The 25,416-nt window shown below is 52.3% G+C and carries 23 protein-coding genes; 13 read left to right on the plus strand and 10 right to left on the minus strand.

The window, feature by feature from the left end:
• The first annotated feature begins 6 nt into the window (after positions 1-6).
• From ACO0LD_RS13135 to ACO0LD_RS13160, 6 genes are all read left to right on the plus strand, one after another.
• Positions 7-1,437 carry a hybrid sensor histidine kinase/response regulator gene (locus ACO0LD_RS13135; RefSeq protein ID WP_423007417.1) on the plus strand — a complete coding sequence of 477 codons (1,431 nt, stop codon included), beginning with the start codon at positions 7-9 and terminating at the stop codon, positions 1,435-1,437.
• 127 nt (positions 1,438-1,564) lie between these two features.
• Positions 1,565-1,969, plus strand: a complete 405-nt coding sequence (locus ACO0LD_RS13140; RefSeq protein WP_423007419.1) for a hypothetical protein — start codon at positions 1,565-1,567, stop codon at positions 1,967-1,969.
• A 43-nt stretch (positions 1,970-2,012) separates the two neighbouring features.
• On the plus strand, positions 2,013-2,957 hold the full coding sequence (gene dapA / locus ACO0LD_RS13145; protein WP_423007421.1) for a 4-hydroxy-tetrahydrodipicolinate synthase: 945 nt from the start codon (positions 2,013-2,015) through the stop codon (positions 2,955-2,957).
• Between the two features lie 21 nt (positions 2,958-2,978).
• Entirely contained in the window at positions 2,979-3,626 is a 648-nt protein-coding gene (locus ACO0LD_RS13150) for a hypothetical protein (protein ID WP_423007423.1), read from the plus strand.
• Positions 3,627-3,700: 74 nt separating this feature from the next.
• On the plus strand, positions 3,701-4,126 hold the full coding sequence (locus ACO0LD_RS13155) for a hypothetical protein (protein ID WP_423007425.1): 426 nt from the start codon (positions 3,701-3,703) through the stop codon (positions 4,124-4,126).
• On the plus strand, positions 4,123-4,704 hold the full coding sequence (locus tag ACO0LD_RS13160) for a hypothetical protein (protein ID WP_423007427.1): 582 nt from the start codon (positions 4,123-4,125) through the stop codon (positions 4,702-4,704). The genes ACO0LD_RS13155 and ACO0LD_RS13160 overlap by 4 nt, the downstream gene beginning before the upstream one ends.
• 153 nt (positions 4,705-4,857) lie before the next feature.
• Here ACO0LD_RS13160 and ACO0LD_RS13165 read toward each other — a convergent pair whose 3' ends face one another.
• The 7 genes from ACO0LD_RS13165 to kdpF all read right to left on the minus strand — a co-directional run bounded on the left by ACO0LD_RS13165 (position 4,858) and on the right by kdpF (position 13,952).
• Positions 4,858-5,592 carry a TorF family putative porin gene (locus ACO0LD_RS13165; protein WP_423007429.1) on the minus strand — a complete coding sequence of 245 codons (735 nt, stop codon included), beginning with the start codon at positions 5,590-5,592 and terminating at the stop codon, positions 4,858-4,860.
• A 98-nt stretch (positions 5,593-5,690) separates the two neighbouring features.
• The gene (gene kdpE / locus ACO0LD_RS13170; RefSeq protein WP_423007431.1) at positions 5,691-6,398 is read right to left on the minus strand and encodes a two-component system response regulator KdpE; all 708 of its coding nucleotides are present in this window, start codon (positions 6,396-6,398) and stop codon (positions 5,691-5,693) included.
• A gap of 14 nt (positions 6,399-6,412) precedes the next feature.
• Entirely contained in the window at positions 6,413-9,130 is a 2,718-nt protein-coding gene (kdpD, locus tag ACO0LD_RS13175) for a two-component system sensor histidine kinase KdpD (RefSeq protein ID WP_423007433.1), read from the minus strand.
• 38 nt (positions 9,131-9,168) lie between these two features.
• Positions 9,169-9,771: a potassium-transporting ATPase subunit KdpC gene (kdpC, locus tag ACO0LD_RS13180; protein ID WP_423007435.1), complete on the minus strand. Its 603-nt coding sequence runs from the start codon at positions 9,769-9,771 to the stop codon at positions 9,169-9,171.
• Positions 9,772-9,798: 27 nt separating this feature from the next.
• A complete protein-coding gene (gene kdpB / locus ACO0LD_RS13185; RefSeq protein ID WP_423007437.1) occupies positions 9,799-11,967 on the minus strand; it encodes a potassium-transporting ATPase subunit KdpB in 2,169 nt (722 codons plus the stop codon).
• 87 nt (positions 11,968-12,054) lie between these two features.
• On the minus strand, positions 12,055-13,863 hold the full coding sequence (gene kdpA / locus ACO0LD_RS13190) for a potassium-transporting ATPase subunit KdpA (protein ID WP_423007439.1): 1,809 nt from the start codon (positions 13,861-13,863) through the stop codon (positions 12,055-12,057).
• Positions 13,863-13,952: a K(+)-transporting ATPase subunit F gene (gene kdpF, locus ACO0LD_RS13195; RefSeq protein WP_110254457.1), complete on the minus strand. Its 90-nt coding sequence runs from the start codon at positions 13,950-13,952 to the stop codon at positions 13,863-13,865. Before kdpF ends, kdpA begins: the two co-directional genes overlap by 1 nt.
• A 399-nt stretch (positions 13,953-14,351) precedes the next feature.
• Between kdpF and ACO0LD_RS13200 the strand changes: the two genes are divergently transcribed.
• On the plus strand, positions 14,352-17,336 hold the full coding sequence (locus tag ACO0LD_RS13200; RefSeq protein ID WP_423007441.1) for a bifunctional diguanylate cyclase/phosphodiesterase: 2,985 nt from the start codon (positions 14,352-14,354) through the stop codon (positions 17,334-17,336).
• Here the strand turns inward: ACO0LD_RS13200 and ACO0LD_RS13205 are convergent.
• Complete coding sequence (locus ACO0LD_RS13205) at positions 17,319-18,212, minus strand: Dyp-type peroxidase (protein WP_423007443.1); 894 nt, start codon at positions 18,210-18,212, stop codon at positions 17,319-17,321. The genes ACO0LD_RS13200 and ACO0LD_RS13205 overlap by 18 nt on opposite strands.
• A gap of 190 nt (positions 18,213-18,402) precedes the next feature.
• Here ACO0LD_RS13205 and alaC point away from each other — a divergent pair, with 190 nt between their 5' ends.
• Complete coding sequence (alaC, locus tag ACO0LD_RS13210) at positions 18,403-19,656, plus strand: alanine transaminase (protein WP_423007445.1); 1,254 nt, start codon at positions 18,403-18,405, stop codon at positions 19,654-19,656.
• Between the two features lie 70 nt (positions 19,657-19,726).
• On the opposite strand, the gene ACO0LD_RS13215 is transcribed toward alaC, so the two are convergent.
• The gene (locus ACO0LD_RS13215; protein WP_423007447.1) at positions 19,727-20,893 is read right to left on the minus strand and encodes a mandelate racemase/muconate lactonizing enzyme family protein; all 1,167 of its coding nucleotides are present in this window, start codon (positions 20,891-20,893) and stop codon (positions 19,727-19,729) included.
• 104 nt (positions 20,894-20,997) lie between these two features.
• On the opposite strand from ACO0LD_RS13215, the gene ACO0LD_RS13220 reads away from it, so the two are divergent.
• Positions 20,998-21,888 carry a LysR family transcriptional regulator gene (locus ACO0LD_RS13220; protein ID WP_423007449.1) on the plus strand — a complete coding sequence of 297 codons (891 nt, stop codon included), beginning with the start codon at positions 20,998-21,000 and terminating at the stop codon, positions 21,886-21,888.
• Between the two features lie 329 nt (positions 21,889-22,217).
• Here the strand turns inward: ACO0LD_RS13220 and ACO0LD_RS13225 are convergent, their stop codons facing one another.
• Positions 22,218-22,955: a siderophore-interacting protein gene (locus ACO0LD_RS13225; protein WP_423007451.1), complete on the minus strand. Its 738-nt coding sequence runs from the start codon at positions 22,953-22,955 to the stop codon at positions 22,218-22,220.
• Positions 22,956-22,993: 38 nt separating this feature from the next.
• On the opposite strand from ACO0LD_RS13225, the gene ACO0LD_RS13230 reads away from it, so the two are divergent.
• From ACO0LD_RS13230 to ACO0LD_RS13245, 4 genes are all read left to right on the plus strand, one after another.
• Positions 22,994-23,464, plus strand: a complete 471-nt coding sequence (locus ACO0LD_RS13230) for a MarR family winged helix-turn-helix transcriptional regulator (protein WP_423007453.1) — start codon at positions 22,994-22,996, stop codon at positions 23,462-23,464.
• Between the two features lie 35 nt (positions 23,465-23,499).
• Positions 23,500-24,564, plus strand: a complete 1,065-nt coding sequence (hisC, locus tag ACO0LD_RS13235; protein ID WP_423007455.1) for a histidinol-phosphate transaminase — start codon at positions 23,500-23,502, stop codon at positions 24,562-24,564.
• A gap of 57 nt (positions 24,565-24,621) precedes the next feature.
• Positions 24,622-24,756, plus strand: coding sequence for a hypothetical protein (locus ACO0LD_RS13240; protein ID WP_423007457.1), 135 nt, complete (start codon positions 24,622-24,624; stop codon positions 24,754-24,756).
• A gap of 170 nt (positions 24,757-24,926) precedes the next feature.
• Positions 24,927-25,416: biotin/lipoyl-binding protein (locus ACO0LD_RS13245; protein WP_423007459.1), on the plus strand; the 490-nt coding region annotated here is incomplete at its 3' end.

Genomic DNA, 25,416 nt, shown 5'->3' on the forward strand with positions numbered 1-25,416 from the left:
CTCAAGATGTCTAATTTCCGCAACCGCCTGCTAACAGTCTTTGCCATGCTGGCTTGCCCCTGGCAAGTGGCCAGTGCGGCCGCGCCAGCAGCTGGCGTAATATCACCCCATGGGCAAGACATCTGGTTCTGGCTGACGTTGACCCTGCTAGCCCTGGCTATCATTACTGCGGCTTATACCTGGCATGTGCGCGCCCTGAAACGCCAGAAGTGCGCACTGGAAACTGAAATCAGATTGAGGACTGTGGAAATACAGGCACAAAAAGAAGAACTCGAAAAAATCAACCAGGCCTTGCTGAAAGTGAACAAGCGGCAAGAAGCGCAACAAAGCGAGCTGACACGCTTCCTGGCCGTTGCCAGCCATGATTTGCGCCAACCCATGCATGCGCTGAATCTTTATCTCGGTGCCTTGTTTAATTTTGAGCTGCCAGCCGCTGTGCGCCCTGTCGTGAACAACCTCAGAAACTGCGCACGTACCATGGATGACATGTTTGCGAATCTGCTGGACCTGTCACGCCTCGATGCGCAAATCGTCGAACCACAATTACAGGAATTTGCGATTGCCGAAGTGCTCGGCAAACTCGACGTGGAATTCACTCCCCAGGCGATAGCCAAGGGCCTGCATTTTGAAATCCATCACAGCATGGCCATCGTCAATAGTGATGCCGACCTGGTCGAACAGATACTGCGCAACCTGATTGCCAATGCGCTACGGTACACTCCAGATGGCCAGGTCGTAGTAAGATGCATGGAGTTTGACCAGCAGTTGCAAATCGCAGTTGAAGATACCGGCATAGGCATTTCAAAACATGACCAGGAAACCATCTTTGAAGAGTTCTTCCAGGTAGAGTCAACATCAGAATCCAGACGCAGCACCGCAGGCATGGGATTGGGCCTCGCTATCGTACAAAGACTGGTGCGTCTCTTGCATATCCCCATCAAATTACAATCGCAACCTGGCCAGGGCTCGACATTTGCCATCAGCCTGCCACTCGCTGCCAGCCAGGAATTGACAGACAAGCATGGCCGCAGCAAGGCCAGCAACAGCGCCTCCCTGCTGCAAGCCCTGATTGTCGTGATTGATGATGATGAAAGCATACTGACGGCCATGCGCGCCTTGCTGGAGCGATGGGATGCACGCGTCATCACCGCTACCACAGGTGCTGACGCGCTGGCACTATGCAGCGAAGAAATCAAGATTCCTGATTTGCTGATCTGTGATTATCGTCTGAAACTCAATGAAAACGGCATCAACGTTATCGCCAATCTGCGCGAAGAATTCAATCATCATATTCCTGCAATACTGATTACTGGTGATGCCTCGCCCCAATTGTCAGGTGATGCAAAAGCAGCCAGACTGATATTGATGCACAAGCCCATACAGGCAGAGAGTTTGCATGAAACCCTGACGCAATTGCTCAATGAAGCGAAAGAGTAAAAGCACAAGAGGTAACACGCACATGAAAAGAATTTACATCATGTTTACGATTTTCACCCCTATTTTTTAGAGAATATTTACGCCGCGACTGCTAATCTTGTTTTGTGTCAAACAACACGAGATTACGATGAATCAGCACCCAGACCACGCCTATACCACTGAAAATTATTCAGACGTCTTAACATCCTGCAAACGCGAAAAATTTTTATTTGAAAATAATCGCGAACGCAAAACTGCTTATGCCCTGCACCAGCCTTTGATCACCTATAAAACGCCAGCGAAATTAGTACAAAATGATTTCGTCATGCGTATCACGGTAGACTCAGCCAGCATTACTGAATTACGTCATCTGATACTCAAATCCTGCGGTGAGCTGGTCTTGTTCATGCGCGTCAAACCGATAGACCATGCCAGCAAAATGAAGGTATGGCTGTGCCTGAGCAAGTCCTCGGTCGACACCATCATCAGCCACATCATGCGCGCTCTACCGCAAGCTGAATTCGGAAAAATCACACCGCTGCTGGCGGCCTGATTTAACTACACCGACTAATTTACCTTTTCTTAAAAAGCATACTATGTCTATCTATGAAGGCATCTGGGTTCCGCTCGTCACGCCGTTTAAAAATGGCAAACCTGAACTGGATAAAGTACAGCAACTGGCTACGCAATTGATGGCTGCAGGCATACACGGCCTGGTGGTCTGCGGCACTACCGGCGAAGCTGCAACACTGGCTGAAAATGAGCAAAAGCAACTACTGACTGCCGTGCTGGAAGTGACGAAAAATTCCTGTCCTGTGCTGATGGGTATCAGTGGCAGCGATACGCGCTTGCTGACAGAAAAAGTGCAGGCCTATGATGACCAGCATCTGCAGGGTTTTTTAGTCAGTGCACCGTCTTATCTGCGTCCTTCGCAAGAGGGTGCGCGCCTGCATTTTGAAACTATCGCCAAGGCGACTGAGAAAGATATCGTCCTGTACAACGTCCCCGCCAGGACGGGGGTGAATATAGACCTCAGCACCGTCATCGCGCTGGAAAAGCAAAAGAATATCGTCGCCATCAAAGAGAGCAGTGGCAATCTCACGCAAATGATGGGTCTGGTAAATTGCAGTCACCTGAAAGTTTTATGCGGTGACGATGCCATGTTGCTCGATACACTGAGCATGGGCGGCCAGGGCGCGATTTCTGCTGCGGCGCATGTCAGGCCTGATCTGTTTGTGCAATTGTATGAACTCATGCGCGCTGATTATTTTCCCGAAGCGCAAGCTCTGTTTGCTGAAATGCAGAATCTCATACGTCTGTTGTTTTCAGAATCCAATCCAGCACCCGTCAAGGCAGCACTGGCGATGCAGGGTTTGATACAGGAAGAACTGCGCTTGCCCATGACAGCCATGTCCCTGGCCGGAAAAATAAAGCTCGCGCATGAGCTGGAGAGACTGACCGATTTGCCTTTGCCCGTCAAAGCCAGGAGTTTGCCCAGCCCTGTCACCCACAATATCCGTACCCTGCGCATGGTGCGCTGAATATTTTCATCCATACACAATATGATCATCACCATTGCACATGGCGCGGGAGACTGCGCCAAATCCATCGTGGCCGACAATCTCGCTACCTTGCGAACACTGTCAGGCAGCAAACTCATCTTGCTTGATAACGATGCCCGTCATTCATCATTGGACTGGAGCCGCGCCCGTCGCCGTACGGCTGACTGCACACCCGTGACCGTGCGCAGAGTCAGCGGCAAGGGCATGCAGGCTGAACTGGAAAACCTGGGTTTTCATTACCAGGATATCGTCATTGATGCAGAAGCACGCGACTGCATGGGCAGCCGCAGTGCCTTGCAGGCAGCCCATGTCACTATACTGGTCATCGACCTTGATCAACTGGAGCAGTTGCATGAACATGAGCTGAGCATGCGCATACAGCTTGCGCAGACAGACAACCCCCGCATGCGCACTCTGGTCGTCATGAGTTGCAGGGATGTACAGGCTGCTGCCGATAAAGTGGCCAGGGTAAAAGATTTCGTCAGCAAGCTGGACGCTGCAGAATTATTTCCCTACCCCTTATTCTGCGGTGGCAGTTTTCATCAGGCCTATCAGCACGGCTTGTCAGTCTGTGAATACCCTGCTGCCCATCCCATGACGATCAAGGCCATGCAAGCCTTGTCCAGCAAGGTGTTTGCCAGCCACTGAACATGTGCGATAGCAGAATGCCGTACGCAATGAAACGCCTATTTATTGTTCTAGCTGCATACAGCAGCATGACTTTGTCTGGCTTTGCCGTGCTTGCCTATTTGCAGATACAAGACCTGAGATTACAGATAATTTCTGGACTGATATTGCTGGCATTTGCTATCTGCATATTCATGGGAATCAAGCCGATGAAAAAAGTCACTGAACAGGGTTTTAACATCTCTGTTTGTTTACTTACTGCGGCATCCTTGTCTTCAATCTTACCATGTCAAGCCAGTAGAAATAGCTGGCTGATGGAATGCGTGCTGGCGATTATCTTTACCAACTTCATGCAGGTATTTTTAGCACATCCGGGTAAACAGCATTTTCTCCAAAAGAACTATGGATTGCTACTCACAAGTTTGCAAAAGTTGCTGGCCCTGATATTGATTATGCTGGCAACACAATACCTGCTGGCTGGCATGCATGCGCAATTCTCCCCGGGATTACACCTGCCATGATTGTGGTGATAGTGACTGCAGACTTTGCATCAGCAAAGTTGAGCACAGCCGCCAGACTGGCTGAGCGCCGGGCACTGGCAGGCAGAAACGTATTACTGCTAAAGCAAAATTGCGAGAGAAAACAGGCTAACCAGTATCGGAATGAAACTGAGAATAGTGCATGGGCACGCCTGGAGATAAAAGCGGGGGCCAAGCCCAGCGTACTTTCTTGCTGTGCAGTAGCTGCAGAGCTGGCACATGAGTGCGCAGATTTCCACGATATCGTGATGGATATTCCCAAGCCATTTTATGCAGATGCAGCCATTGCTTTATCTTGCAGTAACCTGCTGATCTGTCATACAGAACTGGATGCGTGGAATAAGGAAAAACAGGCGAAACTCTATAAATGCATCAGGCTGGCACGCAGTACAAATAAGGATTTACCAGTGCTGATCACGGTAGATAAAATCGATTGCATGCAAAGCCAGAAATTTGTCAGCCAGTTATCCCAACAGCTTTCCCATATTAAATTCATTTACCTTGATCAAGCGCATGATATGCCGCTGGCACAGCTTTACAGGGCAATCTATTTGCCGTGATTGCCTTGTTCCATATTTACAAATAAAGCCAATCAAAAAACGAGGCCTGAGTTTTGTAGGGTGCGCCATGCGCACCATTTCTCGTACACTCACACAATTTTGACAAGGGAAACGGTGCGCATGGCACACCCTACAATGTTAATCAGGACTTATTCAGAACGTTTTGCTAACCGTGACGACCAACGCTGTCTTGCCCAGGAACTTGCCATTGGCTGGCGATGCATAAGCGACTTCACCGGCATTGGTGCCGATGACGGCTACTGTACCTGTGACTATGCCAAAGTCTTTTGTCAGGCCCAGCTTCCAGTCTGTATAACTGTAAGCGCCATTGTTCTTCACTTGCTGGCGACCGGCATGCAGGTTCAGTGTCAGGCCAGTGGCCATTTCCACGTTCGCACCCAGATCCAGATAACCACTATTTTTACTGTCGGCAAAACCGAACAGGTTAGTCACGGAATGTGAATACTTGGCATAGGCCGGGCCATAAGAAAGCTGACCATAAATTTCTGTCGTGTTGGCACTTACAGCCAGTCCATTTGATGGATAGACATAGCTGAGTACGCCGACGTCATAACTGATGTCCTTAGTCACCTCACCGCGCTTGCCGGCATACAGATCAATTTCTACATCACCACCACCACCGGCATCTTTGGTCCATTTGATGGTGGATGCCCATGTGCCGATATAAAAGCCGCTGGGGTTATGAGTATAGTCAGCACCACCCTGCAATGCTGCCTGCAGGCGTGTTTGCGAAATGCCGCGATAACGATAGTCAGAAGTCACTGCTGCATTGAAGCTGACTTCATGCTCAGGCTTGGCATCTTCTGCGCTGGCGTATCCTGCAAAAAAGACGGTGCTGATGGCTGCTGCCATGATGAGTTTTTTCATTTGAGTCCTCTCAAAAAAGTATTTGCAAAATTTAAGGATGCAAAAGTCCCACCGGCAAGCAAAGGCTGCTGCCAGTTATTCAAATAGGCTATGTGGTTTTAAGTTGGGAGCAGGAGGCGATAGCCTATGGCTGTCTCCGTCAACAAATAACGCGGCTGCGCCGGGTCATCTTCGAGTTTCTGTCGCAAATGCCCCATGTAGATGCGCAGGTAATGACCGCTTTCGGAATGGCTGGGCCCCCAGACTTCGCGCAATAATTGCGGGTTGGTGACGACACGGCCAACATTGGTGACCAGCACCATCAGCAGCCGGAATTCTGTCGGTGTCAGCTTCACCATCGCCCCGGCCTTGGTAACCAGGCGGGCTTTCATGTCGACCTTGACATCACCAAACTGGACGATGCCATCCAGATTGACACCAGGCTGGCGCTGACGCCGGAAAGTGGCGCGTACGCGCGCCAGCAATTCACCGACACCAAAAGGTTTGCTGAGGTAATCGTCGGCACCGGCATCCAATGCCTTGATCTTGTCCTGTTCACTGACGCGGGCAGACAAGACGATGATGGGTACGTTAGACCATTTGCGCACATCCAGGATGAAATCGATGCCGTCGCCGTCTGGCAGGCCCAGGTCAAGAATGATGAGGTCAGGCTGGCGCGTACCGGCGTCCACCAGGCCACGTTGCAGGTTGATTGATTCGTGGACTTGCCATTCCTCTTCTTCCAGCGCATTGCGGACGAAGCGACGGATTTGCGGCTCATCTTCCACCAGGAGGGCAACTGGCATTGCTTGGTTAGTTGTATTCATTTTTTTGTTTCTGATTATTCTTCCAGGTCTGGCATCGCTGGTGGTGTACCCAGGGGCAAGGTGAAGACAAAGCAGGCTCCACCATCGGGCGAATGTCCAGCATGCATGCTGCCCTTGTGGGCCGCAATAATGGCACGACAAATTGCCAGCCCCAGGCCAACGCCGGGCAGGGCAGATTCGCGTTCGCCGCGGGTAAATTTTTCAAATATGGCTTCTTCACGCCCGGCTGGCAAACCCGGCCCGTTGTCATAGACCTTGGCTTCCAGCATGCTGCCATTGAGTTCTGCCGAGATCGTGATAAGTGAATTTTCTGGCGTATATTTGCAGGCATTTTCCAGCAGGTTGCACAATACCCGCTCTATCAGCACGGCATCAAAATTGATGAGGGGCAAAGCCGCTTCCAGCCTGGTTTCCACTTTATGTGTTTGCAATTGCGTACTGCAGATGCGCAGGGAAGTGCCGACCACTTCTTCAAAAGTCTGCCATTGCAGATTCAGTTTGACTTCACCGCTTTCTATCCTTGCCATGTCAAGCAGATTGGTCACCAGGGCAGACAGGCGCAGGGTCTCGTCACGCAGGGCCTGCGCCATATGCAGTTGCGCATCTGCCAGTGCGGGTTTGGACATGGCCAGTGATTCCGAGATGCCTACCAGCGAAGTCAGCGGCGTGCGCAAGTCATGCGACAGCGCAGCCAGCAGGGAATTGCGCAGGCGCTCAGATTCCATGTGAATCAGGGCATCTTGCGCGACCTCGATATAGTGCACACGTTCGAGCGCTATCGCCGCCAGGGCGGCGAAGGTATCGAGTTGCTGCCTTTGCTCGGGGATCATGATCCAGCGTTTGCTCTCTGGCTGTATCGCCAGCAAACCACGGGTACGCATGGGTGCTACCAGCGGCAGGTAAAAGAAATTACTGGCGGGCAGGGTGTCTGTGCCTATGCCTGCTGCTTCCACCTTGTCGAAAGCCCATTGTGCGATGCCCATGTCCAGGCCGCTCACCGTATTGTTGGGAGGCAGCAAATGCCCGCTATCATCCGGTAACAACAGGGTTGCCTGGGCACGGAAGGCTCTTTGTATGATGAGCTGAGTGGTTTCTGAAATCTGTTCTGCCAATAAAACCCCGGATAAGTCACGGGCGAATTCATACAAGGCACGCGCCCGCGATTCCCTGTGGGATGCCACCCTGGCCTGATAACGCAAATCAGCAGTCAGATGACCAGTAATCAAACCCACCAGCAGCATGACGGCAAAGGTCATCAGATATTGCAAATCGCTGACCGCAAAAGAAAAACGCGGTGGCACAAAAAAGAAATCGAATACAGCGATACCAACAATGGTGGAAAGTACCGAAGGGCCACGCCCGAATTTCACGGCCACCAGCACCACCGTCAATAAAAACAGCATGGCAATATTGACGAGATTGAATACCTCAAATAAGGGTGTAGCAATCAGGCCGGTGGCAGCACTGGCCAGCACCGCGTAAACATAACGCCAATGCCGTGCGGGTATGCGTGGACTGGGCAGCTCACTGGCACTGCCAGACGCTGCATTTTTTTCATGATCATTATCGGTAGCACTAGTGCGGCTTTGTCCAACCTCAATCAAATCCAGATCGGGTGCATAGGCCGCAATATCATGCAGATGCGTCGTTTGATGCCAGGCAAATCGCCATTTGCTTGCTTTACTGCGTCCCAGGACTATGCGTGAAAAATTATGGCTATGGGCATAGTCAACGATAGCCAGTGCAATGTCCTTGCCAGTCAATACTGCTGTCGAAGCCCCCAGGTCTTGCGCCAGCTTCAGGGTTTTCAAAATCCGTTCACGCTGCGCCGATGGCAGCCTTTGCAACTGCGGTGTCTCTACATACACGGCATGCCATTCTGCATTCATCTGGCTGGCCAGGCGGGCAGCACTACGCACCAGGTGGTCAGCATCACCATGTGGGCCTATGCAGGCCATCAGGGCGGCGTCGGTCTTCCAGATCGTGCCTATGGATTTTTCTATGCGATAGGCCTGTACATCATCTTCTACCCTGTCGGCAGTACGGCGCAGGGCCAGCTCGCGCAAGGCGATCAGATTACCTTTGCGGAAAAAATTCTTGGCCGCCCGTTCTGCCTGTTGCAGCTTATAGACGCGGCCAGACTTGAGCCGGGCCAATAACTCGTCAGCCGGAATATCCACCAGTACGACTTCATCAGCCTCATCAAACACCTTGTCGGGCAGGGTTTCATTGACGCGTATGCCGGTGATACCACCGACCACGTCATTCAGGCTTTCCAGATGCTGGACATTGACGGTGGTATACACATCAATACCGGCACTCAGCAATTCATCCACATCTTGCCAGCGTTTGGGATGGCGTGAACCGACAGTATTGGAATGCGCCAGCTCATCCATCAAGATCAATGGCGGGTTGCGCTCCAGCGCAGTGTCTATGTCAAATTCACTGAGGGTCTTGTCGCGGTAGGCGATGGCCCTGGGTGGCAAGACTTCCAGTCCATCGACCAGGGCAGCGGTTTCATCACGGCCATGGGTTTCTATGACACCGACCAATACTTGCTGGCCCTCGGCCACCAGCTTGCGGGCGGCAGTCAGCATGGCGTAGGTCTTGCCTACGCCAGCGGATGCACCGAAATAGATACGCAGCTTGCCACGCGTAGCCCGGCGTTCTTGCTCCTGCACGTGGGCAAGCAAGACATCAGGGTCAGGGCGTTGTTCGCTATTAGTGGCCATATCGGTTTTTCTTGTACTTCTTATCTTGAATTACTTGATTACTTGGAGAGCTTATCCAGTGCCAGATTCAAAGCCAGCACATTCACCCTGGCCTCGCCCAGCAGACCCAAAGCAGGCTGTTGCGCCAGTTGGTCTATGATAGCCTTGACTTGCGACTCTTGCAGCTTACGTTCGCGTGCCACCCTGGCCAACTGGTAATTGGCAGCCGCCAGACTGATTTCAGGATCAAGCCCACTGGCCGATGCCGTCACCAGATCGACAGGGATTTTTGCCGTATTGCCAGGGTCTGCCGCCTTCAATGCCTCGACCCTGCCTTTGATGGCGTCAAATTGCGCCACATTGGTGGGACCAAAATTGGAACCGCTGGATGCCAGGGCATTGTTCGGCATAGGGCCAGTCGCAGACGGTCTGCCCCAGAAGTATTTTGGCGACGAGAAAGACTGGCCTATCAGGGAAGAACCCACAGTCTTGCCACCCTGTACGATGAGGCTGCCTTCTGCCTGATCGTTAAAAATTACCTTGCCCAGACCTGTCATCGCATAGGGATAGATAACGCCAACCACCAGTGTCAGCCCGGCGAGCAGGACGATGGCGGGACGGAAAATTGAACTACCAGTGTCATTGTTTGTAATAGTACTCATGATGATTCCTTATTGAGTGATATAAATTCAGGCAAGATGCAACACCGCCAGGATGACATCAATGAGCTTGATGCCAACAAAAGGCAGGACGATGCCACCCAGGCCATAGATCAGCAAATTGCGGCGCAACAGCAGCGATGCACCGATGGCGCGATATTTCACACCTTTCAAAGCCAGCGGGATCAGGAAGACGATGATCAGGGCATTGAAGATCACCGCAGACATGATGGCCGATGAAGGGCTGGTCAGGTGCATGATGTCCAGCGCTTTGAGCTGTGGATAAGTGGCAACAAAGGCAGCCGGGATAATCGCAAAATACTTGGCGATATCATTCGCAATCGAGAACGTCGTCAGCGAACCGCGTGTCATCAGCATCTGTTTGCCTATCTCGACGATCTCCAGCAATTTGGTAGGGTTGGAATCCAGATCCACCATATTGCCCGCCTCTTTTGCTGCCTGCGTGCCGGAAGCCATGGCCACTGCCACGTCAGCTTGCGCCAGTGCCGGTGCATCATTGGTGCCGTCACCTGTCATTGCCACCAGGCGGCCTTCAGACTGGTAACTGCGTATCAATTTGAGTTTGTCTTCTGGCGTGGCTTCTGCCAAAAAGTCATCGACACCAGCCTCGGCAGCAATCGCCGCTGCAGTCAGCTTGTTATCACCGGTAATCATGATGGTCTTGATACCCATGCGGCGTAGCTCGGCAAACCTTTCCTTGATGCCGCCCTTGACGATATCTTTGAGCTCTATCGCACCCATGACCTTGCCATCATCGACGACGACCAACGGTGTACTGCCACGGCGTGAAATATCATCCACGGTTTTACTGAGTTCAGCAGGGAAGGGGCGACCAAGGGATTCAACGAACTTCTTGACGGAATCTGCAGCGCCCTTGCGTATCTGACGGCTGCCGATATCGACACCACTCATACGGGTCTGGGCAGTGAATTGCACGAAAGTCGCATTCAGGCCGGCCATCTCGCGTTCACGCAGATTATATTTTTGCTTGGCAAAGATGACGATGCTGCGGCCTTCCGGTGTTTCATCTGCGAGAGAAGCCAGTTGGGCAGAGTCAGCCAGTTGTGGCAGAGTCACACCAGGTGCAGGGAAAAAGTCAGATGCCTGACGGTTACCCAGAGTGATGGTACCGGTTTTATCCAGCATCAGCACGTCAACGTCACCGGCAGCTTCAACTGCACGGCCAGAAGTGGCGATGACATTCGCCTGCATCATGCGGCTCATGCCAGCTACACCAATTGCAGACAGCAAGCCGCCTATGGTGGTGGGGATCAAGCAAACCAGCAGAGCGATCAATACAGTGATAGAGATAGGGGCAGAAGCCAAGCCTGCGGCCTTGGCGGCATCGACGCTGAACAGCGAGAATGGCAACAGGGTCACCGTCACCACCAGGAAGATGATGGTCAGTGCCACCAGCAAAATGGTCAGGGCAACTTCATTCGGTGTCTTCTGGCGTTTGGCACCTTCTACCATGGCGATCATGCGGTCTATGAAGGCTTCACCCGGATTGGATGTCACGCGCATTACCAGCCAGTCAGACAAGACGCGGGTACCGCCGGTGACGGCAGAAAAGTCACCGCCAGATTCACGTATCACGGGTGCAGATTCACCGGTGATGGCGCTCTCATCGACTGTCGCCACACCTTCTATGACTTCACCATCGATAGGGATGACATCATTGGCTTCGACCAGTACCACATCACCCTTGCGCAAGTCATTGGCCTGGGCTGGCAACCAGGTGGTGCCGTGTTTTGGTATGGCCAGTTTTTTGGCCATCACGGTCTGCTTCAATGCGCGCAGGGAAGCGGCTTGGGCCTTGCTGCGGCCTTCTGCCAGTGCCTCGGCAAAATTGGCGAACAGGACGGTGAACCATAACCAGATGGAAATGGCGAGGATAAAGCCAGGGCTGGCTTCACCCTGGCTCATCAAAGATTGCACGAACAGCATGCTGGTGATGATGCTGCCTACATACACGACAAACATCACCGGGCTGCGCAATTGCGTGCGCGGGCTGAGTTTTTTGAATGAATCGATGACGGCAGGCATGATCAGGCTGCTGTCAAATAGCGACAAGCGTGACTTGCTGCCGGATATGGTGTCGCCAGCTTGTCCAGCGCCAGGTTTGGCGGCTGTATTGACTTTGCTGTCTATCGACTTTTGTACACTGGTACTAGACATGTTAATCCCCTTAAACTACTGGCGGGTCTGAATGAAAGCGCATTCCAGATGCTGCTGTCACTCAGACTGCTTAAATTATTCTGCGCGTTATTTCGCGATCAGTTGCAGATGCTCAACGACAGGGCCCAAGGCCAGGGCAGGCACATAATTGAGCACACTGATCAACACCACCGTACCAACCAGCAAGGCGATGAACATGGGCCCATGGGTGGGCATGGTGCCGGCATTGGTTTCCAGCCTTTTCTTGCCTGCCAGTGAACCGGCTATCGCCAGCACAGGCACGATCATGGCAAAGCGGCCAAACCACATGGCTATCGCCAGCATGATGTTGTAGAAAGGCGTATTCGCACTCAAGCCAGCAAAGGCGCTGCCATTGTTGTTGGCGGCTGAAGTAAAGGCATACAGCACTTCAGAAAAACCATGGGCACCGGGGTTCAAAATACCGGCCTTGCCTGCCTCTGACATGACCGCGATGGCCGTGCCTGCCAGCACCAATACTGGAGTTACCAGAATGGCGATGGAAGTCATCTTCATTTCATAAGCCTGGATTTTCTTGCCCAGGTACTCTGGTGTACGGCCTATCATCAGGCCAGCGATAAACACGGCCAGTATCGCGAAGATCAGCATGCCGTACAGGCCACTGCCTACGCCGCCAAATACCACTTCACCAAACTGCATGAGCACGATAGGCACCAGGCCACCGATAGGCATGAGGGAATCATGCATGGCATTCACCGCACCGCAGGACGCTGCCGTAGTCACTGCAACAAACAGGCTGGAGGCACTGATACCGAAGCGGGTTTCCTTGCCTTCCATATTGCCACCGGCTTGCAGGGCTGAAGTCGCCTGGTCGATATTCATGCTGGCCAGCACGGGATGGGTCTGCTGTTCTGACAAGATCACGGTCAGTGTCATGGCCACGAACAAGACCGTCATTGCCGTCAATACAGCCCAGCCCTGGCGCATATCACCGACCATGTGGCCAAAGGCAAAACACAGCGCAGCAGGGATCAAGAAGATAGAGATCATCTGCATGAAATTGCTCAGGTAGCTGGGGTTTTCATAAGGATGTGCCGAGTTGGCATTGAAAAAGCCGCCGCCATTGGTACCCAGCATCTTGATGGCTTCTTGCGAAGCAACCGGGCCCATGGGCAAAGTTTGGGTAGTGGCCGTCAGGGTTTCCATGACAGGGGCGCCCTTGTCATCTTTCAAAGGCTGCGCATCAGGGCCGAGCTTGGGCTGGCTATAAGTGACAGGATCAATCAACTGTACATCTTTATAGCCAGAGAAATTCTGGATCACGCCCTGGCCCATGAGGAAGACCGCAAAAATAACCGACAGTGGCAACAGCAGGTACAAAGTAGAGCGAGTGATATCAGTCCAGAAATTGCCTATGGACGTGGCTGAATGACGGCTGAAACCGCGTATCAGTGCAAACACCACGGCAATGCCGGTCGCTGCGGAAAAGAAGTTTTGCCCGGCCAGCACCAGCATCTGGGTCAGGTAACTCATGGTTGATTCACCGGTATAGCCTTGCCAGTTGGTATTGGCGACAAAGCTGACAGCGGTATTGAAAGAGGAATCCATGCTGACATTGGCCAGGCTCTGAGGATTCAAAGGCAACCAGGCTTGCAGGCGCTGCACCGCATACACCAGCAGCGCGCCCAGGGTATTAAAGATCAGCAGGGCGATGGCATATTGCTTCCAGCCCATACCCACTTCGGCTTTAACACCAGCGAGGCGGTACAGGCCTTTTTCCAGCCATCGCAAGCAGCCCATGCCGGGAACAGCGGCCTTGTCATCCGCGATCCTGGCGATGAAACCGCCCAGGGGATAAGACAAGAGCAGCAGCGCGACCAGGAACAATACCAATAAAACAATTGCTTGCGTAGTCATCACAGCTCCTCGGCATTCAACAAGGCTGCGATCAGATAGACGAACAAGGCGGCAGCCACCACCGTGCCCAGGATGTAGAAGGGATTCATGCTTTTGCTCCCAAAGTGTCGCAGGCCAGCACTAACGCCCAGACCAGCAGGAAGAAAATTCCCATGCCTGCGAGATATAAAAATTCCATCAGATATTCCATGCTTTACTCCTTCGTTTTTACACTGTGAAGCATAGTCAGAAGCATGTAAAAAATTCGTAAAGACTTAAACAGGGGGCGTAAACAAGATGTAAAAATTGCGCAAAAAGTGCGTATTGATCTGATGCAACCAGGAGCGAACTGGCACAGGTTCAGATGTTGATCTAAACTTAACTAAAGACACTTAGATGCTTTTCTATTATCGATAAACCTTTGCTAAAGAATGTTGACTTATCAAAAGTTAACTAATGCTTGCCTGGCTTTGCCGCATAATGGGTCTAGCCTTTTAAAGTCTTAATTCATGTACAAGCCCGAGCAATTTGTCCACTCCAGGAAATTCCGCCAGGAAATACGTACCGGTCATTTTCTGTTGATCATGCTGGCCTACTTTGGTGCCGGGCGCATCGGCCTGTCCATCCCCTATGTCAATCCCAACGTCAGCCTGATCTGGCTGCCAACCGGTATCGCCATCACGGGCTTGCTGCGCTATGGCAAGTTGGCAGCAGTTGCAGTATTTATCGCGGCCTGGCTGCTGGAGATTTCGGCGGGTTTTAGCGTACTGGTTGCCGGCAGTCTGGCAATTGGCAATACGCTGGGGCCTTTACTCAGTAAATGGCTGTTGCGCAAGCATGGTTTCAGGCGTGATTTTTCCAGGCGGCGCGATGTCATCGGCTTTGGCATGGCTGTCATGCTGGGCATGTGCGTATCGGCGACGGGCGGCACACTGACACTATGGTTGCATGGCTTGAACACTGATCCGGCGGCAGTCTGGCTGACCTGGTGGGCAGGCGATACGGTGGGCGCCTTGCTGGCGGCCCCTTTGCTATTGTCTTTTTCGCTGAAGTCCATGTCGGGCCTGTCCAAACGGCGCAAGGAAATTTTTGGTTTCCTGCTCGTGTTTACGCTGGCTAACTGGCTGATTTTTGCATCTCCTTATAGTCACCTGCACCTGACCTTCATCATGGTGGGCATCATGATCTGGGCAGCCATGCGCTTTGGCATTACTGGCGCTTCTTGCGCGGTGTTGACGACATCCTTATTCTCTGCCTGGGCCACATCGCACAGCATGGGGCCATTTTATGACGGTGGCCAGGCCAACCTGCTGATACTCTGGGCCTACATGACGACCATGGTGCTGATTACCCTGATCATCACTGCCCTGCAGTCAGAAAGCATAGACGCCACCAGGCAAATACAGGAAGCTTATCAACGCATCAATAAAGTCGCCTCTCGCCTGCCTGGTCTGGTCATGCAATACCGCATACGCCCTGACCATAGCGCTTCCATCCCTTTTGCCAGCGATGCCATCGTGCAAATGTTTGAAGTCACGCATGAAGAGGTCAAGGATGATGCCCTGCATTTGTTTGCCCGCATAGATCCGCGCGATATAGCAAACGGTACAGCACTGATACGCGATGCCATGCGCAATCTGGCACCCTGGCAAAGTGAATTCCGCATGCATCGCAAGGATGGCACAGTGCGCTGGCTGTATCTGGATGGCTTGCCTGAGCCGGAACCCGGTGGCTCCATGTTATGGCATTGTTTCATTACCGACGTCACAGAACGCAAACAGGCAGAACAGGATTTGCGCATTGCTGCCTGTACCTTTGAATCACAGGAAGGTATCTTCGTCACTGACGCCAACTGGATCATGCTGAGACTGAACCAGGCTTTCACCCGCATTACCGGTTATGCCGCAGAAGACTTGATAGGCAAACGCCCGCCTCTGCACAAAACCAAGCTGCAGGACAGGGATTTTTTTGAGCACATCAACATCTCGTTGAAAGAACACCGTTTCTGGCATGGCGAACTGTGGAGCCGCCGCAAAGGTGGTGAAATTTATCCGCAAATGATTACCCTGACCGCCATCACTGATAACCATGGCGAAGTCAGCAATTACATAGGTTCTTTCACCGATATCAGCCGCCATAAAGGCTATGAGGCTGAGATACGCAATCTGGCATTTTATGATTCACTGACGCAGTTACCCAACCGCCGTTTGCTGATGGACAGGTTGCAGCATTTGATCTCCATCAGTAACCGCAATGAAACCCATAGCGCCATCCTGTTTATCGACCTGGATAATTTCAAGACCCTCAACGACACCCGCGGTCATGATGCCGGTGACCTGCTGTTGATAGAAACTGCCAGCCGCCTGCAGACCTGCGTGCGCGACAGCGACACCGTAGCGCGCCTCGGTGGTGATGAATTTGTCGTGGTGCTCGAAGAACTGAGTATAGAAAAAGAAGATGCCCTGCGCCAGGCTGACCGCATTGCCGAAAAAATACGCAAGTTGCTGAGCGAGCCCTATCAGATCACTGACTTTGAACATCATGGATCGAGCAGTATCGGTGTCTGCCTGTTCCAGGGTGGTGATATTACGGTCAAGGATTTGTTCAAACGCGCCGACACTGCCATGTATGAAGCCAAGACCGCTGGACGCAATGCAGTACGCTTTTTTGATCCGGCCATGCAGGCCATACTCGTGGTGCGGATGTTGCTGGAATCGAATTTACGAGTAGCACTGGCGAATAATCAATTTCAGCTGTATTACCAGGTGCAGGTCAATTCTGAAGGCAAGCTCATCGGTGCAGAAGCCCTGCTACGCTGGATACATCCTGATCGCGGTTTCATTTCACCGGCAGACTTCATCCCGCTGGCGGAAGAAACCGGGCTGATTATTCCCATAGGTTTATGGGTACTGGAAACCGCTTGCGCCCAGATCAAGCAATGGGAAAACAGCAAAGAGACCCGCCACCTGACCCTGGCCGTGAATGTCAGCGCCAAACAATTCCAGCAAGTGGATTTTGTCGAAACCCTCAGTGAAATCATCCATAGACACAAGATCGATGCGACCCGCCTGAAGATAGAATTGACCGAAAGTACGGTACTCGACAATGTCGATGCCACTACCGAGAAAATGCATGAGCTGAAAAAGCTGGGTATCGCTTTCTCCATGGATGATTTTGGCACTGGCTATTCTTCACTGGCCTATCTGCAGCGCCTGCCCTTGAACCAGTTGAAGATAGACCAGTCTTTTGTGCGTGATCTCAGCCATGATGAAAACGATGCAACCATCGTTCGTGCCATTATTTCCCTGGGCGTTAACCTGGGTCTGAATGTGATCGCCGAAGGAGTGGAAACCAGTGCCCAGCGCGCATTTTTGATTGCGCATAATTGCTATGCCTTCCAGGGCTATTACTTCTCCAAACCCTTGCCGCTGGAAGGCTTTCTGGCGCTCTTGAAACCGCCTGAGCAAGCGCCGGAATCAGACCAGATTCAATAAACGCACATCAAGCTTGCCATCCTGCATGGGCGGGCACCAGAAATAACTGCCGGTCTGTGGCACGGTGAACTGGAACAGCGCATCAACGATGCCATCTTCAGCACCAGACATGCGCTTCAATTGCACTTCAAACGGATAGAAGGAATTGGCAAAGGCGACGAAATACAGGCCCGCCTTATCCAGCGCAGCCCAGGGCATGGAGCGCCTGAGCATGAAGGCCTCGGGTGTGAAATCTTCTTGCGCAGTACGTTTGACATGGGCTGATTCTGGCGCATCTTCCAGTTCTTCATTATCGCTGCGGCGACGGCCTATGGCATTGTCTTGATCCACCGTTGCCATGGCATCAAAGCGATCAAACTTGTGCGCCCATTGCTGGATGGCGACAAAGCTGGAGCCTGTCAGGCCGGGCGTATCGCCCGCAACAAAAGCAGCCGCCAGGGCAGCATCATCATGTGGGTTCTCAGTGCCGTCTTCATAACCGCTGAGGTCACGTCCTTCCTTGTATTTGAAGGCATCGACCTGCTGCTGCAATTCAAATGCCGGGGCCAGTACAGGCATGAGCTGATGTAATTGACGCACCAGGTCACCGCGCTCATGCTGGCGCAACCAGCACCACAATGCTGCCGGTGTCGCAGGCAGGCGCATGCGGCTGCCCTCTATACCATGGAATTCTTTCATGTCGGCGATCTCGCTGCCCAATAGCTGCAAGAGGCTGGCACCAAAGCCCATGACCAGATTCTGACCATCGGTCTTGCCGGCCAGTGTGCGTACTACGTTCTTGACGGTAGCTGCGTCAGTACCTGCCTTGATATTCAAACTGAGATAAACGGCATGGGCAGGAACTACCTGCAATATGCCTTCCTGGAATAACTTCATGTACTGCTCCACTTTTTAAATTGATCGAATTGCGACAAACTTGTTCTGATAAGCATAACGCATCTTGCTGAAAATTTGATTGCTCGCTACAATCAATCGCGAAGCAAAGCGCTTCAACGTCGCTCGGACGGTTCCGGGCGCCCGTTCTGCTTGTTTGTATAGACAAGCTGGACTACGTACAATTTAAATCATGACAAATACATCTACTCCGCCGGGCCGGGGTTCTGCTGTTGAAGGCTCACCTGCGCCTGCAACAAAGTTCTCTTTCGCTCGTATCAACCGCCTGCCCCCCTACGTATTCAATATCACTGCCGAGCTGAAGATGGCTGCGCGCCGTCGTGGCGAAGACATCATCGATATGTCCATGGGTAATCCCGATGGTGCGACACCTGCGCACATCGTTGAAAAACTGGTTGAAGTGGCACAGCGCCCTGACACCCACGGTTATTCTGCCTCCAAGGGCATCCCCCGTTTGCGCCGCGCAATTGCCCACTGGTACAAGAGCCGCTATGACGTAGACCTGAACCCTGATTCAGAAGCCATCGTCACCATAGGCTCAAAAGAAGGCCTGGCGCATTTGATGCTGGCGACGCTCGACAAGGGTGACACGGTGCTGGTGCCCAACCCCAGTTACCCTATCCACATCTATGGTGCAGTAATTGCCGGTGCCGATATACGCTCTATACGCATGAGCCCCGGCGTGGATTTTTTTGCCGAGCTGGAAAGAGCGATACGCGAGACCTACCCCAAACCGAAGATGATGATCTTTGGCTTTCCATCGAACCCCACTGCGCAATGCGTGGAGCTGGAATTTTTCGAGCGTGTGGTCAAGCTGGCCAAGGAACACAATATCCTGGTGGTGCATGACCTGGCCTATGCCGACATCACCTATGATGGCTGGAAAGCCCCATCCATCATGCAAGTGCCCGGTGCACGCGATGTTGCCGTGGAGTTTTTTACGCTCTCAAAAAGCTATAACATGGCAGGCTGGCGCATAGGTTTCATGGTCGGTAACAAAGAGCTGGTCGCTGCTTTGGCCCGTATCAAGAGTTATCACGACTATGGCAGTTTCACGCCCGTGCAAGTGGCAGCGATTGCCGCTTTGGAAGGTGACCAGACTTGCGTCAATGAGATACGCGACCAGTACCAGCGCCGCCGCGATGTCCTCGTCAAGGGTTTGCATGAACTGGGCTGGATGGTGGAAAAACCAAAGGCATCAATGTATATCTGGGCGCATATCCCGGAACATTACCGTCACCTGGGTTCGCTGGAATTTGCCAAGCAGATGCTGGAAAAAGCCAAGCTCTGTGTCTCACCCGGCATAGGTTTTGGTGAATATGGCGATGAACATGTACGCTTTGCCTTGATAGAAAATGAGTCGCGCATACGCCAGGCTCTGCGTGGTTTGAAAACAATGTTCAAGGATGATGGCGTAGCCAAATAAAAATCCTTGGCACCGGATGCCAGACAGGCTTGCATGATCACGCAGCCTGCCTGGTCTCAAGCTGTCATTATCATTCAGCGATTTTTCGCATCTCCGCATACAAATCTGCCTTGCCTTCAAAACCTATGCCCGGCAATTCTGGCAGCAGGATATGGCCATTCACAACCTTGACTCCATCCGGGAAACCACCATAGGGCTGGAACAGGTCGGGGTAGGATTCATTGCCACCCAGGCCAAGACCAGCGGCGATATTCAGCGACATCTGATGGCCACCATGAGGAATGCAGCGTTTGGCTGACCAGCCATGTTCACGCAGCATATCGAGCGTGCGCAGATATTCGACGAGGCCATAGCTGAGCGCGCAATCGAATTGCAGCCAGTCGCGGTCAGCGCGCATGCCGCCGTAACGTATGAGATTGCGGGCATCCTGCATCGAGAACAGGTCTTCACCCGTCGCCATGGGATTGGGGTAGTAATTGCGCAATGTGGCCTGCAATTCAAAATCCAGAGGGTCACCCGGTTCTTCATACCAGAACAAGTCGTATTGCGAGAGTGCCTTGGCGTATTTGATGGCAGTGTCGAGATCAAAGCGACCATTCGCATCTACCGCCAGCTTCTGGCCATCACCCAGCACGCTGAGGATGGAATCGATGCGGCGCAAGTCTTCATCGAGCGAGGCTCCACCTATCTTTTTCTTGACCACGGTATAGCCACGGTCAATATAGCTGCGCATTTCATCCTTGAGTTTGTCGTGGTTCTGGCCGGGATAGTAATAACCACCTGCTGCATAGACAAAGATATTGCGGTCTGGCGTGCCATTGCCATAGCGTTCTGCCAGCAACTGGAATAGCGGCTTGCCCTCTATTTTGGCGACAGCATCCCAGACTGCCATGTCTATGGTGCCGATAGCCACTGAGCGTTCGCCATGACCACCGGGTTTTTCATTGGTGAACATGCAGTTCCAGATCTTGTGCGGGTCAAGATTGTCGCCTGCCTCATTGACGAGGCTTTCCGGTTCAGCTTCCAGCACGCGCGGGATGAAACGTTCGCGCATGAGCTTGCCTTGCCCGTAGCGGCCATTGGAATTGAAACCGTAACCGATGACGCGCTTGCCATCTCTGACCACGTCCGTCACGACAGCCACCAGACTCAGCGTCATCTTGCTAAAGTCGATGTAGGCATTGCGTATGGGCGAGCTGATGGCAACGGTTTGTTCGCGAATTTCTACGATTTTCATTTGGCTTAGTCCTGACAGGTGTAAAAGGGAAACTGTATGGTCAAAGTTTACTATTCATTTTAAGAGATATAATTCACTCATATTGAAACCATTATTTACTTCAAGTGAATATCGATATCGCCCCTGAGCTGACTTTTTTCGTGCTGCTGGCCAAGCTGGGCAGTTTGTCGGCGACGGCGCGCGAACTGGGTATCACCCCGCCTGCGGTGACCAAGCGCCTGATGCTGATGGAGCAACGCCTGGGTGTGCGTCTGGTCAACCGCACCACGCGTCGCCTTAGCCTGACCAGCGAAGGCGAGTCTTACCTGGCGCAGGCAACACAGATCTTGGGCAGCATCCGCGACATGGAAGAGTCAGTATCCAGCAGCCGCGGCATACCCAAAGGTTTGTTGCGGGTAAACGCCACGCCAGGCTTTGGCCGCACCCACATCGCACCGCTGGTGTCACGCTTTGCTCATCTGCATGAAGAAGTCGAAGTGCAATTGCAACTGACCGACCGCCCCATAGGCCTGGTGGAAGAAGCCTATGACCTGGCGATACGCTTTGGTGAATTGCCGGATTCACGCCTGGGTGCCCGCAAGCTCATGAGCAACCGGCGCTTTTTATGCGCCTCACCTGCTTATCTGAAACAGGCCGGGCATCCGCAGACACCGGCTGAACTGCATCACCACCGCTGCATCCTGCACAGACAAAATGATGATGTATATGGCACCTGGCGACTGGAAAAAGGGCGCAAGGTGGAACTGGTCAAGGTACGTGGCGCAGTGTCGAGCAATGATGGTGACGTGGTGCTGAACTGGGCACTCGATGGCCACGGCATCCTGGTGCGCTCGGAATGGGATTTGAATAAATACCTGGAGAGCGGCAGGCTGCAAATCGTCTTGCCTGAATATGCACTGCCAGCGGCTGACCTGTATGTCTACTATCTGAGCCGCCGCCAGCAACCTGCCAAGGTCAGGGCATTTATTGATTTTCTGGTGGAAGAGTTCAAATGAGAATCCGGCTGCAGTTCACTACTGTCCGGAATTACTTGCTTAGCAAAAAATGGCGGGTAAATCCCTCCCTTTCAAGGGGAGGGTTAGGGAGGGGATGGGTTTCGGGCGATTAACGATAGATGAATTTACGTCGGAAACCCATCCCCATCCCAGCCTTCCCCTTGAAGGGGAAGGTGCTTTAACACGGCCTTCGGAAAAAATATTCAATTGCAGAATTAAACCTCGGATACAGAAAAATCTATACGATATTGTTCGACTTTGATGCTCAGAAGGTATCAAGATAATTATTCCGAACGGTGATGGACTGTAGCCAGCTTCCATTCATTGACCTAACTCTCCAAATTCTCATGATGCGCGATGAGGCCCCGCTTCCAGTAAGCTGCCACCCGCATGGCAGTACCAGCATGGCCTTTTTCCTCCGCCAGTATGCGACGTGTTGCAGCCATGGTCGCGGCTTCACCGGCGCACCAGGCATAGCCATCACCCACTGGCAAAGGCAGGGCGCGCAGGGTATCCAGAAACTCTTGTGCGCTATCTACCCAGACTATGCTGATATCTGCCGCGCTGCTCAATTCGCGACGCTCGGCTGGTGGCACTTGCAGAATGACGATGGCGCGCACCCCGGCTGGCAATTCTTCCAGGCGTCGGGATATCGCTGGCAAGGCTGTTTCATCACCAGCCAGCAAATGCCATTCATAATCGACCGGGATAACTAGAGAACCGCGCGGCCCGGCGACCGTGACGCTATGACCAACATCCGCCTGGCTGGCCCAAGCGGCGGCAGGGCCATCACCGTGTATGGAAAATTCCAGCACCAGCTCGCCTTTGGCAGCATCGTAATGCCTGGGCGTGTAGTCACGCATGACGACATTGTCACTGTCGGCGGCGAGTATCAGTTTAAGGTGATCATCAAAAGATGCGCTGATAAAACCCGGCAGGTCGGCACCACTGAGGGTGATGCGGCGGAAGTGCGGGGTCGGGCTTTCAACAAGGACAACTTGCAGATTACGGCGTTTGATTTCATGGCGTATGCGTTGTACGCGGCTGGTTTCAGAGGCTATACTCATTTATTCACCCATCAAATTAGTTGACAATATCCACTATAATGCGCAAAACAAATGACAATGTCAACCATTCTCGTGAAAATAATGAGGATGGGGTGCTGGACCTTATCCATACGGTCATGCATCAATACCGTTCCATGCAATACCAGGCTCTGCGCGATGGCCCGCATGACATTACCCATATGGAGGGCAAGGTATTGAGCTATTTTGGCCATTATCCCGGCTCCACCCAGAGTGACCTGGCCAAGCACAGTGGCCGCGACAAGGCGCAACTGGCCAGGCTGATCAAGGGCTTGCGTGATAACGGCTTGCTTGATGCCGTTGCCGATGAAACAGACAAACGCAATGTTCGGCTAACACTGACTATGGATGGGCAAGCTGTCTTGACAACATTACGCCAGCAAGCTAAACGTCTGAATACCCTGGCACTGAAAGACATGGCCAGCAATGAGCAACAACAATTGCTACAACTCTTGCGCAGGGTTCAGGTCAATCTGGATACCGAGAGCTAAAAATTTTTTAAATTTCTAAAGAAAATTGATTGATCATGAGTAAATACTGGAGCGATGTTGTCCACAAGCTGAATCCATATACACCCGGTGAGCAACCCAAGCTTGATAAGCTCATCAAGCTTAATACCAATGAAAACCCTTACCCGCCCTCACCCCGTGTGCTGGCGGCGATACAGCAAGCCACCAATGCTGATCTGCGCCTCTACCCTGATCCCGGCTCGGATCATTTGCGTAGCGTCATCGCCAATTATCATGGCTTGCAGGCAGACCAGATTTTTGTTGGCAATAGCTCCGATGAAGTGCTGGCCCATGTGTTCCAGACTTTACTCAAGCATCAGCAACCCTTGCTCTTTCCTGACATCAGTTATAGCTTTTATCCTGTGTATTGCGGTCTGTATGAAATCGCTCACCGCAGCGTGCCACTGGATGCAGAATTTCAACTGAACGTAGAAGATTATCTGCAAGAAAATGGCGGGATTATTTTTGCCAATCCCAACGCGCCTACCGGCTGCGTCGTACCGCTGGAAAAAATCGAATTCCTGCTACAACACAATCGCGATACGGTAGTCGTCATTGATGAAGCCTATGTGGATTTTGGTGGCGAGACGGCGATTGCACTGATAGACCGTTACCCTAATTTGCTGGTCGTGCACACGCTGTCAAAGTCACGCTCACTGGCCGGTTTGCGTATAGGTTTTGCGGCGGGTCATGCAGATTTGATTACGGGTTTGAACCGCGTCAAAAACAGTTTCAATGCCTATCCTCTGGACAGGTTGGCGGTAGCTGGTGCAATCGCGGCATTTGAAGATCAGGATTATTTTTTGCAGACTTGCCAGACAGTGATGGCGACGCGCGAAAGACTGGCGGCAGCTATGCGGGAGCTGGGTTTTGAAGTCCTGCCATCGGCCACGAATTTCATCTTCGCCCGTCACCCTCGTTTTGCGGCAGAAGAAATCGCCCTGGGATTGCGACAGTCCGGCATCGTCGTACGCCATTTCAAACTGCCGCGCATCAGTGAATTCTTGCGCATTTCCATAGGTAGAGATGACGAATCTGCCTCTCTTGTTTCTGCATTAAAATTATTGCTCAATCCCGCCTAGTCTGAGCACAAGTTCAGCACATATTTGCTTGCAGACTGCGAACCAGCAGTTCTGCAAATGAGCATTTCCATCATCACAAAAATAGTTCATCCCCTGTTACCTGGATTTGCAAATAGCAAAAACCAGATCGCATCTGAAGCAGAGATTGCGGTACCGCACACGCGGCGCGCGATCCTAGCAGGAAAATATTAAATAGTCTTTAAGCATGCTTAAAATATATTTAAACTTTGTTTGACATTTCCCCAGAACTTTCATTTATGCTGTTGATCAGTGCACAAGAGATAAGTACTTTTTGAAATATTGCCGTAGATAGGGGAAGATGTCATTGAAATCGCAACAGTTTGCAGTGAATAAGGTGGGTGATGAGTAGTTCCAGCCCCCTGTTTCGCCCTGAAGTCACAGCAGCATTAGGTAGTCAATGGATGGGTTCCATCCGCCTGGCCCAGCCGCTCTCCGCTGCATTGATCGCGATTGTTGCCCTGATCATTGCTGCAGTTCTGATCGCCTACATTACCTTTGGCAGCATCACCAAAAAAGCCCGCGTCACTGGCATTACCGTGCCAGTAGGTGGCCAGCTCAGCGTCGCTGCACCCAACGCTGGTATCTTGCTGACGACCCATGTCAATGAAGGCGAACAAGTCAAAGCAGGCCAAATCCTGTTCACACTGAGTACTGAGCGCCAGAACAGCCAGGGTGAAATCACCGCCCTGGTCGCCCAGCAACTCGCCAGCCGTGCCGACAGTATGGCTGCAGAACAAAGACTGCGCCAAAGCCAGTACCAGGAAAAAAAGCAGGCCCTGCAACAAAGACTGGCGAACCTGGCACAAGAACATACCCAGCTTGAACAAGAAC

The organism is Undibacterium sp. Ji83W (assembly GCF_049340385.1).
Lineage (GTDB): Bacteria > Pseudomonadota > Gammaproteobacteria > Burkholderiales > Burkholderiaceae_D > Undibacterium.

Coding starts and splice junctions, on each gene's coding strand:
- ACO0LD_RS13135 (WP_423007417.1), top strand. CDS start 7: ATGTCTAATTTCCGCAACCGCCTGCTAACAGTCTTTGCCATGCTGGCT.
- ACO0LD_RS13140 (WP_423007419.1), top strand. CDS start 1,565: ATGAATCAGCACCCAGACCACGCCTATACCACTGAAAATTATTCAGAC.
- dapA (WP_423007421.1), top strand. CDS start 2,013: ATGTCTATCTATGAAGGCATCTGGGTTCCGCTCGTCACGCCGTTTAAA.
- ACO0LD_RS13150 (WP_423007423.1), top strand. CDS start 2,979: ATGATCATCACCATTGCACATGGCGCGGGAGACTGCGCCAAATCCATC.
- ACO0LD_RS13160 (WP_423007427.1), top strand. CDS start 4,123: ATGATTGTGGTGATAGTGACTGCAGACTTTGCATCAGCAAAGTTGAGC.
- ACO0LD_RS13165 (WP_423007429.1), bottom strand. CDS start 5,592: ATGAAAAAACTCATCATGGCAGCAGCCATCAGCACCGTCTTTTTTGCA.
- kdpE (WP_423007431.1), bottom strand. CDS start 6,398: ATGAATACAACTAACCAAGCAATGCCAGTTGCCCTCCTGGTGGAAGAT.
- kdpD (WP_423007433.1), bottom strand. CDS start 9,130: ATGGCCACTAATAGCGAACAACGCCCTGACCCTGATGTCTTGCTTGCC.
- kdpC (WP_423007435.1), bottom strand. CDS start 9,771: ATGAGTACTATTACAAACAATGACACTGGTAGTTCAATTTTCCGTCCC.
- kdpB (WP_423007437.1), bottom strand. CDS start 11,967: ATGTCTAGTACCAGTGTACAAAAGTCGATAGACAGCAAAGTCAATACA.
- kdpA (WP_423007439.1), bottom strand. CDS start 13,863: ATGACTACGCAAGCAATTGTTTTATTGGTATTGTTCCTGGTCGCGCTG.
- kdpF (WP_110254457.1), bottom strand. CDS start 13,952: ATGAATCCCTTCTACATCCTGGGCACGGTGGTGGCTGCCGCCTTGTTC.
- ACO0LD_RS13200 (WP_423007441.1), top strand. CDS start 14,352: ATGTACAAGCCCGAGCAATTTGTCCACTCCAGGAAATTCCGCCAGGAA.
- ACO0LD_RS13205 (WP_423007443.1), bottom strand. CDS start 18,212: ATGAAGTTATTCCAGGAAGGCATATTGCAGGTAGTTCCTGCCCATGCC.
- alaC (WP_423007445.1), top strand. CDS start 18,403: ATGACAAATACATCTACTCCGCCGGGCCGGGGTTCTGCTGTTGAAGGC.
- ACO0LD_RS13215 (WP_423007447.1), bottom strand. CDS start 20,893: ATGAAAATCGTAGAAATTCGCGAACAAACCGTTGCCATCAGCTCGCCC.
- ACO0LD_RS13225 (WP_423007451.1), bottom strand. CDS start 22,955: ATGAGTATAGCCTCTGAAACCAGCCGCGTACAACGCATACGCCATGAA.
- ACO0LD_RS13230 (WP_423007453.1), top strand. CDS start 22,994: ATGCGCAAAACAAATGACAATGTCAACCATTCTCGTGAAAATAATGAG.
- hisC (WP_423007455.1), top strand. CDS start 23,500: ATGAGTAAATACTGGAGCGATGTTGTCCACAAGCTGAATCCATATACA.
- ACO0LD_RS13240 (WP_423007457.1), top strand. CDS start 24,622: ATGAGCATTTCCATCATCACAAAAATAGTTCATCCCCTGTTACCTGGA.